Raw genomic sequence first — 15,626 nt, 5'->3', positions numbered from 1 at the left:
CGGCGACTTGTGTCGCGGGTCACGGGTGGACGGACTCTTGTCTCCGGTACCGGTCGGGGCGCAGAGTGGAGGGCATGGCCTTCCCCGGAGAACTCGTCGCCTTCCTGGCCAGTACGGATCTGGATGTGTCGTCGATGTTCTACGTCGACACGCTGGGTCTGGCGGTCACCGAGCGCACGCCGTTCGCGCTCGTCGTCGACGGTGGTGGCACGGAACTGCGCATCACCCTCGTCCAGTCGAAGGCCGACACCGGGTACACGGTGCTGGGCTGGCGCACGAAGGACCTGTCGGCGACCGTCGACGACCTCCGGGCCAAGGGCGTCGACTTTCTGCGCTATCAGGGGATGGATCAGGACGAGCACGACGCGTGGACGGCGCCGGACGGGACCCGGGTCGCGTGGTTCCACGATCCGCACGCCAACGTGCTCTCCATCCACCAGCCGCCGGCCTGATCCGGTGGGATTCGTCGAGGTGGCCGGTGCGCGGCTGCACTACGAGGTGCACGGGGACGGTGAGCCGTTGGTGCTGCTGCACGGCAACAGCGAGAACCTCGGCTACTTCGCCGCGCAGGTGCCGGTCTTCGCCGAACGCTATCGGGTGCTGGCGCTCGACACCCGAGCGCACGGCGAATCGACCCGCGGCGACGGGCCACTCGACTTCGCGCGTCTCGCCGACGACGTGTGCGCGGTCCTCGACGCCGTCGGTATCGAGAGCGCACACGTCCTGGGCTACAGCGACGGTGGCAACACCGCGCTCACGCTGGCCCTGCGCCATCCCCGACGGGTGCGATCGCTGATCGTGAACGCCGCCAACCTCGATCCGGACGGCCTCGGCGCGAGGTTCCGCATTCCGGCGACCTTCGCGTGGCTCGTCGGTGGTCTCGTCACGCCGCTGTCGGCGCGGGTGCGACGGCACCACGAACTGCTCGAGCTGATGGTCCGGCATCCGCACATCCCGGCCGCGGATCTCGCGTCGATCACCGTGCCGACGCTCGTGATCGTCGGGGAGCGCGACGCGATCCCGCGCCGGCACACCGAGCTGATCGCGCGGTCGATTCCCGACGCCGAGCTGATGTTCGTGCCGGACGCCGGCCACGCGTGTGCCGCGCAACGGCCCGACGTGTTCAACCGCGCGGTGCTGGACTTCCTTGCGCACGTCGAGGCCCGCGACTGAGCGTCTACAGCAACTGGGCCGCGGCGAAACCGGCCAGCAGCACCGCGAACGCGCCCACCTCGCCGACGATCAGTGCGATCATCGCCACACGCAACCCGGCGTCGGCGTGCTCGAACTGGTTGGTGGTGTCGCGGCGCGCGCCGTGCACGATGTAGCTGGCGATGGCCGCGACGAAGAAGAACACCAGGATCCCCGCGCACGTTGCGTTGACGGACGTCGGCCAGTCACTCAGCTCGACGAACACCGAAACGAGCAGCGTCGCAAACGAGTACAGCAGGGCGGAGCGGTGCGCGATGTCGACGTACGGGTGCGCCAGACGGTCGGGCGACGTCGCCATCTGCCGGTACTTCCACGCCCCGAGGAGCAGGGCCAGCAGGAAGATCAGTCCCGCCGCGAGCAGCGTCAGCCGGGTGTCGAATCCCAGGGTCATCGCGACAGTATGACCTGCGGCAACCGCCTATAGTCCGACACATGCGCCCCGACACTTCCCCTGATGTTCCCGCCCGGATCGGTACCCCGCTGAGCCCGAGCGCCACCCGCGTGATGCTGCTGGGCTCCGGCGAACTGGGCAAGGAGGTGATCATCGCCCTGCAGCGTCTCGGCGTCGAGGTGATCGCCGTCGACCGCTACGCCGACGCCCCCGGTCACCAGGTCGCGCATCGCGCGCACACGATCGACATGGGCGACCCCGCCGAACTGCTCCGGGTCATCGAGGCCGAGCGGCCGCACTTCGTGGTGCCCGAGATCGAGGCCATCGCCACCGAGGCGCTCGCCGACGTCGAGGAGCGCGGCCTGGCCGTCGTCATCCCCACCGCGCGCGCCACCCAGCTGACGATGAACCGCGAGGGCATCCGCCGCCTCGCCGCCGAGGAGTTGGGCCTGCCGACGTCGCCGTACGCGTTCGCGGACTCCCTCGACGAGATGCGTGCCGCCACCGAGCGGATCGGCTTCCCGTGCGTGATCAAGCCGGTGATGTCGTCGTCCGGCAAGGGTCAGTCCGTCGCGCGCAGCGTCGACGACCTCGAAAACTCCTGGGAATACGCGCTTTCCGGTGGCCGCGTGAACATGGGCCGGGTGATCGTCGAGGGTTTCGTCGACTTCGACTACGAGATCACCCAGCTCACGGTCCGTGCGGTCGACGGCACCCACTTCTGCGAGCCCATCGGACACCTGCAGGACGCCGGTGACTACATCGAGTCGTGGCAGCCGCAGGCCATGAGCCCGGCCGCGCTCGCCGCCTCGCGTGACGTCGCCGAGAAGGTCACCACCGCGCTCGGTGGCCGTGGCATCTTCGGTGTCGAACTGTTCGTCAAGGGCGACGACGTCTACTTCTCGGAGGTGAGCCCGCGCCCGCACGACACCGGCCTGGTGACGCTGCGCTCGCAACGGTTCTCGGAATTCGAACTGCACGCCCGCGCGATCCTCGGCCTGCCCGTCGACACGACGCTGGCCGCGCCCGGCGCGTCCGCGGTGATCTACGGCGGCGTCGACGCAGTGGCGGTCGCGTTCGAGGGCGTCGCCGACGCCCTCGCGGTGCCCGAGACCGACCTGCGCCTGTTCGGCAAGCCCGAGGCGTTCGCCCGTCGTCGCATGGGCGTCGCAGTGTCCACCGGACCGGACACCTCGACCGCCCGCGAACGCGCCCGCGAAGCCGCGTCCCGCGTGCGCGTCGTCGTACCGGAGTGAGCGCCGGCGTCCTCGTCCTGCTCGGCCTGGTGATGCTGGTCGGGCTGGTCGGCATCGTCGTGCCGATCCTGCCCGGCACGCTCCTGATCGCCGGCGCCCTGCTGGTGTGGGCGATCCTCGACGCCACCACGACCGGATGGGTCGTCTTCGCGGTCGCCGTGTTGCTGCTGCTGGCGTCGGGCATCGTGAAGTACACGTGGCCGGGCCGCCGGATGCGGGACGCCGGGGTCCCCAACCGGTCCGTGATGTTCGGCGGCCTGGTGGGGATCGTCGGATTCTTCGTGGTCCCCGTCGTCGGACTGCTGTTGGGGTTCCTGCTCGGTACCTACGCGGCCGAGGCCGCCCGGCACCGCACCCACCGCGACGCGTGGACCTCGACCGTCCACGCCACCAAGGCCGTCGGGCTGTCGATCCTCGTCGAACTTCTCGGCGCGCTCCTCGCCGTCGGACTGTGGCTGGGAGCGGTGCTCGCGCTCTGACTCAGGCGTCGCAGCGGTACCACTCGCGCGCGTTGCCGCCGAGAACGGCCTCGAGATCGTCGCCCACGGCGTCGGCGACGATGTCGACGTCGGCGGCCTCGAACGCGCGGCGGGCGCGGGTGCCGGGCAGATCGGTGCCGAACATCAGGGCCTTCGGGTTCACGGCGTGGATCTGCCGAAGGACACTGCTGACGTCGTCGATCGACGTGCGCCCGAAACCGGTGGCCTTCACCTTCGCGCCCCGGTCGACGAGGTTGAGCAGATAGCGCAGCCCGCGCGTCGACATACCCAGATGGTCGATGCTCACCGCCGGCAGCTTCGCGAACACCGGCTCGAGCGACAGCAGCAACGTCGCATCCACATAGAACTCGGCATGCCAGCCCACCAGTTCGTACGCCCGCAGCGCCTGCCGCGTGAGGAGTTGGACATCGGTGGCGCTGCGCCGCAGATTGAATCGCACCCCGCGGACCCCCGCCCCGTCCAGCGCGAGGATGTCCTCGTCGGTGGTGTCCGGATCGAGATGAGTGACCCCCACCCAGCCGTCACCGAGTTCCTCGAGCGCCGCTAACAACTGCGGTCGGCCGAGCGTGCCCTGATACGACGCCGTCACCACCGCCCCACCGTCGACCCCGAACCCGGACATGCGGGCGCGGTAGTCGTCGATCGTGAACGGATCGGGCAGGTACCCGTTGTTCTCCACGAGAGGAAACCGCGGGTCGATGATGTGCACGTGCGCGTCAAACACGTGTTCATCATGCCTCCCCGAAACAGCTGAAGGGTCCCTTCATGCGCTGTCAGCGCATGAAGGGACCCTTCAGCTGTTAGCCCCGGAGCAACCCCGGGGAACCAAACGACCCTGTGAGTCAGGCCTTGTGGGGCTCGCTGGCGCGGAGCATGTCCTCGCGCTCGACGACCTTGACGCGTTCGCGGCCCTCGGGCTCACCGAGGGAACGCTCGTGGGCGTCGAGGCGGTACCAGCCCTGCCAGGTGGTGTAGGGGACGCCCTTGCCTTCGAGGAATTCGATGACGGCGTCCTCGTTCGGCTCGGCGGCGCCCGCGAAGTTCGGGGCATCTTCGAGCAGGCAGGCGATGGTCTCGTTGGCGTCGCCCTTGGTGTGGCCGATGAGGCCGACGGGGCCACGCTTGATCCAGCCGGTGACGTAGGTGGCGTCGATGTGCTTGCCGTCTTCGTCCAGTACGCGGCCGGCCTCGTTGGGGACGGTCCCGGCCTGGTCGTCGAACGGCAGCTTGGCGATGTTCTGCGACAGGTAGCCGACGGCGCGGTACACGGCCTGGACGTCCCAGTCCTTGAACTTGCCGGTGCCGCGGACGTTGCCGGTGCCGTCGAGTTCGGTGCGTTCGGTCCGCAGTCCGACGACCTTGCCGTCCTCGCCGAGCACCTCGTGGGGCGACTCGAAGAAGTGCAGGAACAGCTTGTGGGGGCGGTTGCCCTGGTCGCGGATGGCCCAGTCCTGCAGCGTGTTCGCGACCATGTCGACCTGCTTGGAGCCGCGGCGTGCGGCCTCGGAGCCCTCGTCGTAGTCGATGTCCTCGGGGTCGACGATGACCTCGATGGTGGGGGAGTGGTCCAGTTCGCGCAGTTCGAGCGGCGTGAACTTGGCCTGTGCGGGGCCGCGGCGGCCGAACACGTGGACCTCGACGGCCTTGTTGTTCTTGAGGCCCTCGTACACGTTGGCGGGGATCTCGGTGGGCAGCAGTTCGTCGCCGGTCTTGGCGAGGACGCGCGCGATGTCGAGCGCGACGTTGCCGACACCCAGGACCGCGACCTTCTCGGCGTCGAGCGGCCACGAGCGCGGGACGTCCGGGTGGCCGTCGTACCAGGACACGAAGTCGGCGGCGCCGTAGCTGCCGTCGAGGTCGATGCCCGGGATGTTCAGCGCGCGGTCCGCGTTGGCGCCGGTGGAGAAGATCACGGCGTCGTAGTAGCGGCGCAGGTCGTCGAGGGTGATGTCGTTGCCGTAGTCGATGTTGCCGAGCAGGCGGACCTGGTCCTTGTCGAGCACCTTGTGCAGGGCGGTGATGATGCCCTTGATCCGGGGGTGGTCGGGCGCGACGCCGTAGCGGATCAGCCCGAACGGGGCCGGCATCCGTTCGAACAGGTCGATGCTCACCTCGGTGTCGGACTTCATGAGCGCATCGGCAGCATAGATTCCGGCGGGGCCGGCACCGACGATGGCCACGCGCAGTGGACGAGTCTGGTCAGTCATCTGAGGCGAACTACCTTTTCGATTGGACGGACGTGCTGGTGGTTGTACGACAGCCCGTGTGCGAGCCTCCAGCTTAAACTGAGCCCTACCTAACACGCGGCGCTGTCGTACGGTCGCGGGGTGGTGGATTCCCCCGAACCCACCGTCCCCAGCCTTCATGCTAGAACCCGTACGGCGACGGCACCTCATACTCCCGATCTGTCCTACCCCCGGGTAGTACGCCGCCGGTTGGGGAGCCACAAACGGTGTTTGTGCCTTGCTCTGTTTCCGACCCGGGTGGAGTGGACCCGGGCCGTCGGGGGAAAATCGCAGGTATGACCGATCCGCACGATCCCCTCGAGGACCCTTCGCGCACGACGGCCAAGCCGTTCATTCTCGCCGTGTCAATAGTCGCGATCTTGTTGATCGGAATTATCGCCGCCGCGGTGCTGCGGCCGGCCGAGGAGAGTCGAACCGACGCCGACCGGATCAACGCGTCCGTCGGCGACTTCGTCCGCGCCACCAACAACGACGACGCCACCGCGATCGACCACATGGTGTGCCAGGGCTTCGCCGAGGACCGTTCCCCGATCGCCGGACGCGACGGCGAGGTCAAGGTCGAGGAGGTCACCAACGTCGCGGTGAACGGTGAGAACGCCACCGCCGACGTCCGGTTCGACTCGGGTGACGGCAAGGGTGCAACGACCTCGACGTGGCAGTTCGTCCAGGGCGACGGCCTCTGGCTCGTCTGCAACTGACCCGCCGAACCTCGACCCCTCGCGCGTTCCGGACCCTCCGCGTGCTAGGCCCGGCCGGGCACTGTGGAAAGCTGGAACGGTGAGCTACGCAGGTGACATAACGCCGCAGCAAGCCTGGGAGCTGCTGCGCGAGCATCCGGACGCCGTGCTCGTGGATGTGCGGACCGACGCTGAATGGCGATACGTCGGGCTGCCCGACACCTCGACCATCGACCGCCGGACCGTGCTCATCGAATGGGTGAGCTATCCCACGGGTGCGCGCAACGAGTCCTTCGTCGACCAGCTCGTCGAGGCCGGGATCGTCGGCGGTGCCGGCGAGGAGACCTCGCGGCCGGTGATCTTCCTGTGTCGCTCGGGCCAGCGCTCGATCGGTGCGGCCGAGGCAGCGACCGCCGCCGGCATCGGGCCGTCGTACAACGTGCTCGACGGCTTCGAGGGTGGACTCGGCGGCGACGGTCGTCGCGGCACCGCCGGCTGGCGGGCCGTGGGCCTGCCGTGGACGCAGTCGTGAGCGCGATCCCGCAGGGCGGGTCGTTCCGCAAGCAGTTGCCCGAGTCCGTCCGTCCGGCCACCCTCGGTGTCCGCGGCGGCACGCTGCGTTCCGGTTTCGAGGAGACGTCCGAGGCGATCTACCTCAACTCGGGCTTCGTCTACGAGTCCGCCGAGGCCGCCGAGCAGGCGTTCACCGGCGAGGTCGACCACTTCGTCTACTCCCGCTACGGCAACCCGACCGTGAAGATGTTCGAGGAGCGGCTGCGCCTCCTCGACGGCGCCGAGGGCTGCTACGCCACCGCGTCGGGCATGTCCGCGGTGTTCACCGCGCTGGCCGCGCTGCTCGGTCAGGGTGATCGCCTGGTCGCGGCCCGCAGCCTGTTCGGGTCGTGCTTCGTGGTGTGCAACGAGATCCTGCCCCGCTGGGGCGTGGAGACGGTGTTCGTCGACGGCGAGGACCTGGACCAGTGGGAGCAGGCGCTGTCGGTGCCGACCACGGCCGTGTTCTTCGAGACGCCGTCCAACCCGATGCAGACCCTCGTCGACGTCCGCCGGGTGTCGGAGATGGCGCACGCCGCCGGCGCGAAGGTGGTCCTCGACAACGTCTTCGCGACGCCGATGCTGCAGCGCAGCCTCGACCTGGGCGCCGACGTCGTCGTCTACTCGGGCACCAAGCACATCGACGGTCAGGGCCGTGTCCTCGGCGGCGCGATCCTGGGGCCCAAGGACTACATCGACGGCCCGGTGCAGCAGCTGATCCGGCACACCGGCCCGGCGCTGAGCCCGTTCAACGCGCACACCCTGCTCAAAGGCCTCGAGACGATGCCGTTGCGCGTGAACCACTCCGTCGACAGCGCGCTGCGCATCGCCCGGTTCCTCGAGTCGGAGGACGCGATCCGCTGGGTCAAGTACCCGTACCTCGAATCGCATCCGCAGCACGAACTGGCGAAGTCGCAGATGAGCGGCGGCGGCACTGTCGTCACGTTCGAGGTGGACTCGGCCGACGGTGAGGGCAAGAAGCGGGCCTTCGAACTGCTCAACAAGCTGCGCGTCATCGACATCTCGAACAACCTCGGCGACTCCAAGTCGCTCATCACCCACCCGGCCACCACCACGCACCGCGCGATGGGGCCGGAGGGGCGTGCCGCGATCGGCCTGTCCGACGGCGTCGTGCGCCTGTCGGTGGGCCTCGAGGATCCCGAGGATCTGCTGGAGGATCTGGCACAGGCGCTGCGCTGACACGCACGGGAGGGGTTGGACCATCGACGTCGTACTGCTGGGCACCGGCAGCGCCGACGGGTGGCCCAACCCCTTCTGCGTGTGCGCGTCGTGCCGCATCGCCGCCGAACGCGGGGAGATCCGCGGGCAGACCGCGGCCCTGATCGACGACACGATCCTGCTCGACTGCGGTCCGGACGTGCCGCGCGCCGCGGTGCGGGCCGGACGTTCGCTGGCCGGTGTCCGCCACCTCCTGCTCACCCACGCCCACCCCGACCATCTGGCTCCGGCGCTGCTGCTGTTCCGGTCGTGGGTCCAGCGCGACCGCCCACTCGACATCGTCGGTCCGGTCGACGCGCTGGACCTGTGCCGGGACTGGGTGGGACCCGACGACCCGGTGCGGTTCGTCCCGGTCGTCCCCGGTGATCGAATTGCGCTGAACGGGTACACGGTTCGGGTGCTCGAGGCGGCGCACCGGGTGTTCCGCGACGGCGACAGCGTGCTCTACGACGTCACCTCCTCGGAGGACGCGCGGATGCTGTGGGCCACCGACACCGGACCGCTGCCGTCGCCGACGCTCGATGCCGTCCGGGACGCCCGCTACGACGCGCTGTTCCTCGAGGAGACTTTCGGGACCCGCACCGACCTCGGTGCTGGACACCACGACCTGGCGACATTCCCCCGCACCCTGGCGGCGCTGCGTGAGGCGGGGGCTGTCACCGAGACCACCGACGTCGTCGCGATACACCTGAGCCACTACAACCCGCCGACGTCGGAACTGGCGGAACTCCTCGCGCCGTGGGGCGCCCGGGTGGTCGACGACGGAACCTCCGTGCGCGTCGGTCGTCCTGAGCGCCCATTCTCCCGGTATCGGAGCGGGAATCGGCGTGACGGCTCCAGGATTGGGCGCTGAGGCCGAATCGGATGCGCGCGCGGACCCCGCGCAATAGCCTGGGATCGGGGTCGCTCCCGGGGGAAGCCCGATACGAGGTGTTCATGACATCTGTACAGGGTCAGTGTGATTCGGCGTTCTCAGGTGTCCGCGAGGTGTTCGAGGAGAGCTTCGCCGACGGTATGAATCTGGGCGCCGCGGTGGCCGTCTTCGCCGACGGTCGTCCCGTCGTGGACCTGTGGGGCGGGATCGCGGACCGGCGTACCGCGCGGGAGTGGGCGTGGGACACCCCGTGTGTGGTCTTCTCGTGCACGAAGGCGGTGACCGCGGCGGCGGCGTTGCTGGTCGCCGAACGCGGCTTCGTCACGGTCGACGCTCCCGTCGCGCAGTGGTGGCCGGAGTTCGCACAGAGGGGCAAGGACGGTGTCACCGTCGAACACCTGCTCACGCACCGGGCCGGGCTGCCGGCATTCGACGACCCGGTGTCGGTGACGCAGGCGGCCGACCCGGCGGCGATGGCGGAGCGTCTGGCGCGGCAGGCCCCGGAGTGGGAGCCCGGCACCGACCACGGCTACCACGCACTGACGTTCGGGTGGCTGGTCGGCGAGGTGGTGCGGCGGCACACCGGGAAGACGGTGGGACAGTTCGTCCACGAGGAATTCGGCAGTGACCTGTGGATCGGGGCGCCGCGGGGGACGATCGCCCGCGCGGCCCGGATCAGTGTTCCGCGCCGCGGGGAGCCGTCGTCGCCGCTGACGGACATCGCGACGCAGACCCGGATCGATGCCGCCTATGCCGAGCCCGGCTCGCCGATCTTCCGTGCCACCGCGAATCCGCTTGCTTCGTACAACGATCCGGCGATGCTCGGCGGTGGATGGCCGGCGGCGGGCATGGTGACGACGGCTCGCGCGCTGGCCCGGTTCTACAGCGACCTCGGCCGCGGGGTGACGTTGAGTCGCGCCACGGTCGCCGACGCGATCGGTGAACGGGTACGGGGCCCGGACCGCGTGCTGCTCACCGACAGCGCGTACGGTCTCGGCTTCATGCGGCCCGCGCAGAGTTTCGAACTACCCGAGGCGGCCCGGGCCACCGCGTTCGGGCACCCGGGCGCCGGTGGTGCGGTCGGTCTCGGCGACCTCGACCACGGCCTGGCGATCGCGTTCGTCCCGAACCTCAAGCGTGACTACTTCGCGGGCGACCGGCGCGCGTACCGGTTGATCGAGGCGGCCTATGCCTCGATCGCGTGAAAAATCCTGACTCAGAACGGGTTCGCGGTCCGACCCACCAGGTCGGCCACCGACTCGAGGACGAGCGTCGGACGGTACGGGAAGGTCTCGACCGTCGCGCGGGTGGAGATTCCGGTGAGCACCAGGATGGTCTGCAGGCCGGCCTCGAGCCCGGACACGACATCGGTGTCCATCCGGTCGCCGATCATCAGCGTGTTCTCCGAGTGCGCCCCGATCGCGCGCAGCGCCGACCGCATCATCAGTGGATTCGGCTTGCCCACGTAGTACGGCTCCCGGCCGGTGGCGCGGGTGATGAGGGCTGCGACCGAACCCGTTGCCGGCAGCGATCCGTCGCGGGAGGGGCCGGTGGCGTCCGGGTTGGTGGCGATGAACCGCGCACCGCGTTCGACGAGCCGGATCGCGGTCGTGATCGCCTCGAACGAGTAGGTGCGGGTCTCGCCGAGCACCACGTAGTCCGGATCGTTGTCGGTGAGGACGTAGCCGATCTCGTGCAGCGCCGTGGTGAGTCCGGATTCGCCCACCACGTAGGCGCTTCCGCCGGGCCGCTGATTCTTCAGGAACGTCGCGGTGGCCAGTGCGGAGGTCCAGATCGACTTCTCGGGAATGTCGAGGCCGCTGCGAAGCAGTCGTGCCCGCAGGTCCCGCGGCGTCCGGATCGAGTTGTTGGTCAGGACCACGAACGGTGTTCCGGCGTCCTGCAGTTCGGCGAGGAACTCGTCGGCGCCGGGAATCATGTGTTCCTCGTGGACGAGCACGCCGTCCATGTCCATGAGGTAGGTCCAACCGGGGCTGCGCTCGTCGGTACTCACCCGTCCAGTATCCGTCATGCCCCGATCGCCGGTCCGAGCACCGCCCACGAGTCCCGCATCTCGGCTTCGAACACGCCCCAGGTGTGGCTGCCCACGTCGCGGTAGACGACGGTCGCGGGGATCCCGAGCGACCGCAGCCGCGCGTCCATCACGGCGGTGCACCGCATCGTGATCGACTCCAGCAGGCCGCCCACGATGCCCTGGGGGATCGCGATCAGCGGGTCGAGTCGGTCGACGGCGCCGGGCATACCGGACGCGGCGGACAGGTACAACACCTTGCCGCGCAACCGTTCTGCCTGCACCACCGGGTCGTGCTCGATCCATCGCGGGCCGCCACCGGGTCCCCACATGTTGTTGACGTTGCCGCCACCGCGCAGTTCGACCATCGAGCGGACCATCGCCTGTCCGGTGAAGTCGCTGGTTCCCGCGCATCCGCTGTACGAGCCGACGGCTCGGTAGACGTCGGGCGCCTGGATCGCGAGGTCGAGCACCGGGCCGGCGGCCATGGACACGCCGCCGAGGGCATTGACTCCGGTGGTGCCGAACTGGCGATCGATCACCGGCGGCAGTTCCCGGGTGAGGAACGTCTGCCACTTGTTGCGGCCCAGCACCGGGTCGTCGTTCGTCCAGTCGGTGTACATCGAGAACTTGCCGCCCACCGGCAGCACCACGTTGACGTGCTTGTCCGCGAAGAACCGTGTCACGTCGGTGTTGTTGTACCAGGACACTCCGTCCTCGCCGCCGGTGATGCCGGTGAGCAGATAGAACGTGGGGGCGGGTCCGCCGCCGGCGGGATGGATGACGTCGCTCTCGACCACCCGGTCCATCGACGGCGAGTACACCGAGATGCGGGTCACCCGGTCGCTCACCTCGACGGTGCCGGCCACGTACGCGACGGCCGACGGAGCGGCCCGCGCGCTGAGTGCCCCGCCGAGCAGCGAGACCACCAACACCCCGACGAGCGTGAGGGAGTGGAGTATCCAGTGCCCGGAACCGGCGGTTGCCCCAGAGCTTCTCATCGCGCACCTCCGGCCGGATCGGCCTGAATTGCTTTCTGGCTGAGTGAAGCTCACTCGAGCATATCCGCGTCAGTGGTGCCGGGGTGTCGCTTCCGGGCGGCGGTGGACCCACGAACGTGCATTTTGCGCCCGATCGGTCTTGGATGTTCTGTATGGACGGCAACCGAACCCCCGATCCGGTCCGCGTCGCGGCCGGATCCGTCGCATTCCTCGGCGACGCACTGCGCTTCGCGGCGGGCACCACGCTCGATCTCGCGCGCCGCGTGCCCGGGGTGGAAGCCGGTTTGGACGCCCTCGAGTCGCGTGGCGCCGAGACGCTGCGGGCGGCGGACGCGCTCACCGAACTGGTGCTGAGGTCCGTGCTGCGCCGGGTGGTCGCCGCCGCACTCGCGGAGGTCGACATCACCGCGGTGGTGCGTGATCACGTCGACCTCGACACCGTCGCGGAAGGTATCGACATCGAGCGGATCATCGACCGGGTGGACGTCGACGACATCGCCGCGCGCGTCGACATCGAGCGGATCATCGACCGCGTGGACGTCGACGACATCGCCGCGCGCGTCGACATCGACCGCATCATCGACCGGGTGGACGTGAACGCGATCGCCGCGAAGGTCGATGTGGATGCGATCGCCGCGAAGGTGGACGTGGACGCGGTGATCGACCGGGTCGATCTGGTGGACCTGTCCAACAGCGTCATCGACGGAGTCGACCTGCCTCGCATCATCCGCGAGTCGACGGGATCGATGTCGACGGAGGCGGTCCGCGGTGCGCGCAGCCAGGGCATGCACGCGGACGACGCGGTCGCGGGCTTCGTCGGTCGACTGTTCGGTCGGGGCGAGGCGGACACTCAGGGTCTCGACGCCGGTGGTGATCGGTGAGCGGCGCTGTCCGTGAGGATCCGCCGCACCGCCCGGCCGGGATCGTCACCCGTGGTCTGGCAGCGGCGATCGACATCGGCATCGTGCTGTCCATGCTGGCCGGCGTCTACCTTGCCCTGATTTTCGGCCGGTTGTTGTTCGCGCCGCAGGACTTTCGCTTTCCGGAGGTTCGGGCGATCCTGTCGGTGACGACCTTCCTGGCGTTGTCGGTCCTGTATCTGACGGTGTTCTGGGCCACGAGCGGTCGGACGGTCGGTGCCGTCGTGATGGGGTTGCGGGTGGTCAGCCGCAACGGCCGTCTCGTGCGGTGGCCACGCTGCGCGGCCCGCGCGGTGCTGTGCGTGCTCTTCGGGTTCGGGTTGCTGTGGGCGGCGATCGATCCGCGGCGCCGCTCGCTGCAGGACATCGTGCTGCGGACCTCCGTCGTCTACGACTGGCGCGCCGATCCTGCGGTCGTCGAGCACGGCGCCCTGCTCGACTGAGACGGGGGTTACTCGGTACCGGACGGTCGGGGCATACTCGAACCCACATCGAATCGGGTAGACGATCGGAGAACCGGTGGTACAGGGACTGAAGTTGGGTTTGAAGGCGTCCGCGGAGCAGTTCGGGCCGCGTGACCTGGTCGAACTGGGCGTGATGGCCGAGGAACACGGCCTCGACAGCGTGACTGTCAGTGACCACTTCCAGCCCTGGCGGCACAACGGTGGTCATGCCCCGTTCTCGATTGCGTGGATGACGGCGGTCGGTGAGCGTACGCAGCGGCTGCAGTTGGGTACGTCGGTGATGACGCCGACGTTCCGCTACAACCCGGCGGTGGTGGCGCAGGCGTTCGCGACGATGGGTTGCCTGTACCCGGGACGCGTCATGCTCGGTGTCGGCACCGGTGAGGCGCTCAACGAGATCGCGACCGGTTTCAAGGGGGAGTGGCCGGAGTTCAAGGAGCGGTTCGCGCGGCTGCGCGAGTCGGTGCAGCTGATGCGCGATCTGTGGACCGGCGACCGCGTCGACTTCGAGGGCGAGTACTACAGCACGAAGGGCGCGTCGATCTACGACGTGCCGGAGGGCGGTATCCCGGTCTACGTCGCGGCGGGCGGCCCGGTGGTGGCTCGGTATGCGGGCCGGGCGGGTGACGGGTTCATCTGCACGTCCGGCAAGGGCATGGATCTGTACACGGAGAAGCTGATTCCCGCGGTGAAGGAGGGTGCCGAGAAGGCGGCCCGCAATTTCGCGGACATCGATCGGATGATCGAGATCAAGATCTCGTACGACACCGATGCCGATGCCGCGTTGGAGAACACCCGGTTCTGGGCGCCGTTGTCGTTGACGGCGGAGCAGAAGCACAGCATCGAGGATCCGATCGAGATGGAGGCGGCGGCGGATGCGTTGCCGATCGAGCAGGTCGCCAAGCGGTGGATCGTCTCGTCGGATCCGGACGAGGCGGTGGAGATGATCAAGCCGTATCTGGATGCGGGTCTGAACCATCTGGTGTTCCATGCGCCGGGTCATGATCAGAAGCGGTTCCTCGACCTGTTCGAGCGGGACCTCGCACCCCGACTGCGCGCACTGGCCTGACGCGGGTTCCACGGGAGCCGGCCTCTAGGCTCGTTCCCATGGAAGCGAGTGAAGAAGTCCGGGCGGCGGCACACCGAATCGGTGAGGTTTTCGGTGTGTCGCCGCAGGTGTTGCGGTTCCGGGCACCCGTCGACCCGGACACCGACGGCGAGGACCCGGACGAGGTGTCGATCGCGGTCGGCAACGGGTGCCCCGGACCGGGCTACGCGTCGTACGCGACCCTCGACATGTCCCGGTTCCCGACCAATGTCACCACCGACGACGGGCGCCCGATCCGCACCGAGCTGATCACCGTCGGCCGCGCCGACTACCGGCTGCTGTCCGACGTCCTCGCGCAGTGCGCGTTCCAGGTCGCGGCGGGATCCCTGCACGTCACCCCGAACACCATCGTTCCCAACGCCGTTCACGCGGCGGACCCGGGCCGGTCGACCCGGCACGTGCTGCTCGTCGTCCCGTTCATCTGGGCCACGCTCGAGATCCTCGTCGACCGGGACGAGGACGTGACGACGTGGCTGCAGGCGGTGCCGATCACCGACTCGGAACTGCAGTTCGCGTCGAAGTACGGCAGTGACGAACTGTTCACGCGACTCGAATCGGCGGGTGCCGACGTGTCCGACATCGACCGCGCATCGGTGGTCTGACCACTCGCTCCGGCCGGAGCTGCGCCGTGATCGGTCAGCGGCGAGTGAGCACGAACATCCGGATGTCGCGGTCGGTGCGGCCCTGGTAGACGGCGTAGGCGCCGGCCAGTTCGATGAAGTTCCGGTACAGCCGGTCCTTCTCGTCGCCGGTGGCCTGCGTGGCCAGGACGGGGATGTCGCGTCCGGCCATCGTCACGCTGGCCTCGGGCTGCGCGAGCAGGTTCGATGTCCACGCCGGGTGGTGCGCCTGCCCGAAGTTGCTGCCCACGACCACCAGGCGGTCGGCGTCGCGGATGTACAGCAGCGGGCTGGTGCGTTGCTGCCCGGACTTCCGCCCGGTCGTGTTGAGGAGGACCGTCGGGGCGCCGATGGGGCCGAGGATGGTGTACCGGCCCTTGCTCCGCAGCAGCAGCCGACGATCCACCCCGGCGAGCCGTCGGATGGTCCACGACCCGAGTGCGGTCGCGGCGAAGGCGGTGCCGGGGCCGCGCAGGATGCTGTTCTCCGACCCCCACCGCACGTCCGGGAATGATGAATCGTTCATGGACGCCG

General features: G+C 68.9%; 19 protein-coding genes. 13 read left to right on the top strand and 6 right to left on the bottom strand.

Going from position 1 to position 15,626, the window contains the following annotated elements; all coding sequences use genetic code 11:
• The first annotated feature begins 74 nt into the window (after nucleotides 1-74).
• Nucleotides 75-452 (top strand): VOC family protein, encoded by a 378-nt coding sequence (locus IJ15_RS0109690; protein WP_031938139.1) that lies wholly within the window; start codon nucleotides 75-77, stop codon nucleotides 450-452.
• 4 nt (nucleotides 453-456) lie between these two features.
• Entirely contained in the window at nucleotides 457-1,173 is a 717-nt protein-coding gene (locus IJ15_RS0109685; protein ID WP_031938138.1) for an alpha/beta fold hydrolase, read from the top strand.
• Between the two features lie 4 nt (nucleotides 1,174-1,177).
• On the opposite strand, the gene IJ15_RS0109680 is transcribed toward IJ15_RS0109685, so the two are convergent.
• Complete coding sequence (locus IJ15_RS0109680) at nucleotides 1,178-1,603, bottom strand: hypothetical protein (protein WP_031938137.1); 426 nt, start codon at nucleotides 1,601-1,603, stop codon at nucleotides 1,178-1,180.
• 41 nt (nucleotides 1,604-1,644) lie between these two features.
• On the opposite strand from IJ15_RS0109680, the gene purT reads away from it, so the two are divergent.
• Together purT and IJ15_RS0109670 are read left to right on the top strand one after the other, a co-directional pair.
• Entirely contained in the window at nucleotides 1,645-2,859 is a 1,215-nt protein-coding gene (purT, locus tag IJ15_RS0109675; protein WP_031938136.1) for a formate-dependent phosphoribosylglycinamide formyltransferase, read from the top strand.
• Nucleotides 2,856-3,338, top strand: a complete 483-nt coding sequence (locus IJ15_RS0109670; RefSeq protein WP_031938135.1) for a DUF456 domain-containing protein — start codon at nucleotides 2,856-2,858, stop codon at nucleotides 3,336-3,338. The genes purT and IJ15_RS0109670 overlap by 4 nt, the downstream gene beginning before the upstream one ends.
• Before the next feature lies 1 nt (nucleotide 3,339).
• Here the strand turns inward: IJ15_RS0109670 and IJ15_RS0109665 are convergent, their stop codons facing one another.
• Both IJ15_RS0109665 and IJ15_RS0109660 read right to left on the bottom strand, forming a co-directional pair.
• Complete coding sequence (locus IJ15_RS0109665; RefSeq protein WP_031938134.1) at nucleotides 3,340-4,083, bottom strand: amidohydrolase family protein; 744 nt, start codon at nucleotides 4,081-4,083, stop codon at nucleotides 3,340-3,342.
• A 118-nt stretch (nucleotides 4,084-4,201) separates the two neighbouring features.
• Nucleotides 4,202-5,566, bottom strand: a complete 1,365-nt coding sequence (locus IJ15_RS0109660; RefSeq protein ID WP_031938133.1) for an FAD-dependent oxidoreductase — start codon at nucleotides 5,564-5,566, stop codon at nucleotides 4,202-4,204.
• A gap of 314 nt (nucleotides 5,567-5,880) precedes the next feature.
• Here IJ15_RS0109660 and IJ15_RS0109655 point away from each other — a divergent pair, with 314 nt between their 5' ends.
• The 5 genes from IJ15_RS0109655 to IJ15_RS0109635 all read left to right on the top strand — a co-directional run bounded on the left by IJ15_RS0109655 (nucleotide 5,881) and on the right by IJ15_RS0109635 (nucleotide 10,152).
• Nucleotides 5,881-6,303, top strand: a complete 423-nt coding sequence (locus IJ15_RS0109655; protein ID WP_031938132.1) for an Rv0361 family membrane protein — start codon at nucleotides 5,881-5,883, stop codon at nucleotides 6,301-6,303.
• 79 nt (nucleotides 6,304-6,382) lie between these two features.
• Nucleotides 6,383-6,814 (top strand): rhodanese-like domain-containing protein, encoded by a 432-nt coding sequence (locus tag IJ15_RS0109650; protein ID WP_031938131.1) that lies wholly within the window; start codon nucleotides 6,383-6,385, stop codon nucleotides 6,812-6,814.
• Complete coding sequence (locus IJ15_RS0109645) at nucleotides 6,811-8,034, top strand: O-succinylhomoserine sulfhydrylase (protein WP_031938130.1); 1,224 nt, start codon at nucleotides 6,811-6,813, stop codon at nucleotides 8,032-8,034. The genes IJ15_RS0109650 and IJ15_RS0109645 overlap by 4 nt, the downstream gene beginning before the upstream one ends.
• A gap of 79 nt (nucleotides 8,035-8,113) precedes the next feature.
• Complete coding sequence (locus IJ15_RS0109640; protein WP_081880671.1) at nucleotides 8,114-8,926, top strand: MBL fold metallo-hydrolase; 813 nt, start codon at nucleotides 8,114-8,116, stop codon at nucleotides 8,924-8,926.
• A gap of 83 nt (nucleotides 8,927-9,009) precedes the next feature.
• Nucleotides 9,010-10,152, top strand: coding sequence for a serine hydrolase domain-containing protein (locus IJ15_RS0109635; protein WP_031938128.1), 1,143 nt, complete (start codon nucleotides 9,010-9,012; stop codon nucleotides 10,150-10,152).
• An 11-nt stretch (nucleotides 10,153-10,163) separates the two neighbouring features.
• On the opposite strand, the gene IJ15_RS0109630 is transcribed toward IJ15_RS0109635, so the two are convergent.
• Nucleotides 10,164-10,979 (bottom strand): HAD-IIA family hydrolase, encoded by an 816-nt coding sequence (locus tag IJ15_RS0109630; protein ID WP_031938127.1) that lies wholly within the window; start codon nucleotides 10,977-10,979, stop codon nucleotides 10,164-10,166.
• Complete coding sequence (locus IJ15_RS0109625; RefSeq protein ID WP_031938126.1) at nucleotides 10,976-11,980, bottom strand: alpha/beta hydrolase; 1,005 nt, start codon at nucleotides 11,978-11,980, stop codon at nucleotides 10,976-10,978. The genes IJ15_RS0109630 and IJ15_RS0109625 overlap by 4 nt, the downstream gene beginning before the upstream one ends.
• Nucleotides 11,981-12,132: 152 nt before the next feature.
• Here IJ15_RS0109625 and IJ15_RS0109620 point away from each other — a divergent pair, with 152 nt between their 5' ends.
• The 4 genes from IJ15_RS0109620 (at nucleotide 12,133) to IJ15_RS0109605 (ending at nucleotide 15,074) form a co-directional block, all read left to right on the top strand.
• Complete coding sequence (locus IJ15_RS0109620; protein ID WP_031938125.1) at nucleotides 12,133-12,861, top strand: hypothetical protein; 729 nt, start codon at nucleotides 12,133-12,135, stop codon at nucleotides 12,859-12,861.
• Complete coding sequence (locus IJ15_RS0109615) at nucleotides 12,858-13,343, top strand: RDD family protein (RefSeq protein WP_031938124.1); 486 nt, start codon at nucleotides 12,858-12,860, stop codon at nucleotides 13,341-13,343. The genes IJ15_RS0109620 and IJ15_RS0109615 overlap by 4 nt, the downstream gene beginning before the upstream one ends.
• Before the next feature lie 76 nt (nucleotides 13,344-13,419).
• Nucleotides 13,420-14,433, top strand: coding sequence for a glucose-6-phosphate dehydrogenase (coenzyme-F420) (fgd, locus tag IJ15_RS0109610; protein WP_031938123.1), 1,014 nt, complete (start codon nucleotides 13,420-13,422; stop codon nucleotides 14,431-14,433).
• A 38-nt stretch (nucleotides 14,434-14,471) separates the two neighbouring features.
• Nucleotides 14,472-15,074, top strand: a complete 603-nt coding sequence (locus IJ15_RS0109605; RefSeq protein ID WP_031938122.1) for a suppressor of fused domain protein — start codon at nucleotides 14,472-14,474, stop codon at nucleotides 15,072-15,074.
• A gap of 34 nt (nucleotides 15,075-15,108) precedes the next feature.
• Here IJ15_RS0109605 and IJ15_RS0109600 read toward each other — a convergent pair whose 3' ends face one another.
• Nucleotides 15,109-15,618 carry a nitroreductase/quinone reductase family protein gene (locus IJ15_RS0109600; protein WP_031938121.1) on the bottom strand — a complete coding sequence of 170 codons (510 nt, stop codon included), beginning with the start codon at nucleotides 15,616-15,618 and terminating at the stop codon, nucleotides 15,109-15,111.
• Nucleotides 15,619-15,626 lie beyond the last annotated feature (8 nt).

Source organism: Prescottella defluvii (assembly GCF_000738775.1).
Taxonomy (GTDB): Bacteria; Actinomycetota; Actinomycetes; order Mycobacteriales; family Mycobacteriaceae; genus Prescottella; species Prescottella defluvii.
Note: the sequence above shows the minus strand (reverse complement) of the source record. Positions and strands in the feature narration are given on the sequence as shown.

What these genes read in the sequence shown, in the direction of transcription:
- IJ15_RS0109600 (WP_031938121.1), bottom strand. Translation starts at nt 15,618, where the DNA reads ATGAACGATTCATCATTCCCGGACGTGCGGTGGGGGTCGGAGAACAGC.
- IJ15_RS0109620 (WP_031938125.1), top strand. Translation starts at nt 12,133, where the DNA reads ATGGACGGCAACCGAACCCCCGATCCGGTCCGCGTCGCGGCCGGATCC.
- purT (WP_031938136.1), top strand. Translation starts at nt 1,645, where the DNA reads ATGCGCCCCGACACTTCCCCTGATGTTCCCGCCCGGATCGGTACCCCG.
- IJ15_RS0109630 (WP_031938127.1), bottom strand. Translation starts at nt 10,979, where the DNA reads ATGACGGATACTGGACGGGTGAGTACCGACGAGCGCAGCCCCGGTTGG.
- IJ15_RS0109635 (WP_031938128.1), top strand. Translation starts at nt 9,010, where the DNA reads ATGACATCTGTACAGGGTCAGTGTGATTCGGCGTTCTCAGGTGTCCGC.
- IJ15_RS0109625 (WP_031938126.1), bottom strand. Translation starts at nt 11,980, where the DNA reads ATGAGAAGCTCTGGGGCAACCGCCGGTTCCGGGCACTGGATACTCCAC.
- IJ15_RS0109605 (WP_031938122.1), top strand. Translation starts at nt 14,472, where the DNA reads ATGGAAGCGAGTGAAGAAGTCCGGGCGGCGGCACACCGAATCGGTGAG.
- IJ15_RS0109680 (WP_031938137.1), bottom strand. Translation starts at nt 1,603, where the DNA reads ATGACCCTGGGATTCGACACCCGGCTGACGCTGCTCGCGGCGGGACTG.
- IJ15_RS0109660 (WP_031938133.1), bottom strand. Translation starts at nt 5,566, where the DNA reads ATGACTGACCAGACTCGTCCACTGCGCGTGGCCATCGTCGGTGCCGGC.
- IJ15_RS0109690 (WP_031938139.1), top strand. Translation starts at nt 75, where the DNA reads ATGGCCTTCCCCGGAGAACTCGTCGCCTTCCTGGCCAGTACGGATCTG.
- IJ15_RS0109655 (WP_031938132.1), top strand. Translation starts at nt 5,881, where the DNA reads ATGACCGATCCGCACGATCCCCTCGAGGACCCTTCGCGCACGACGGCC.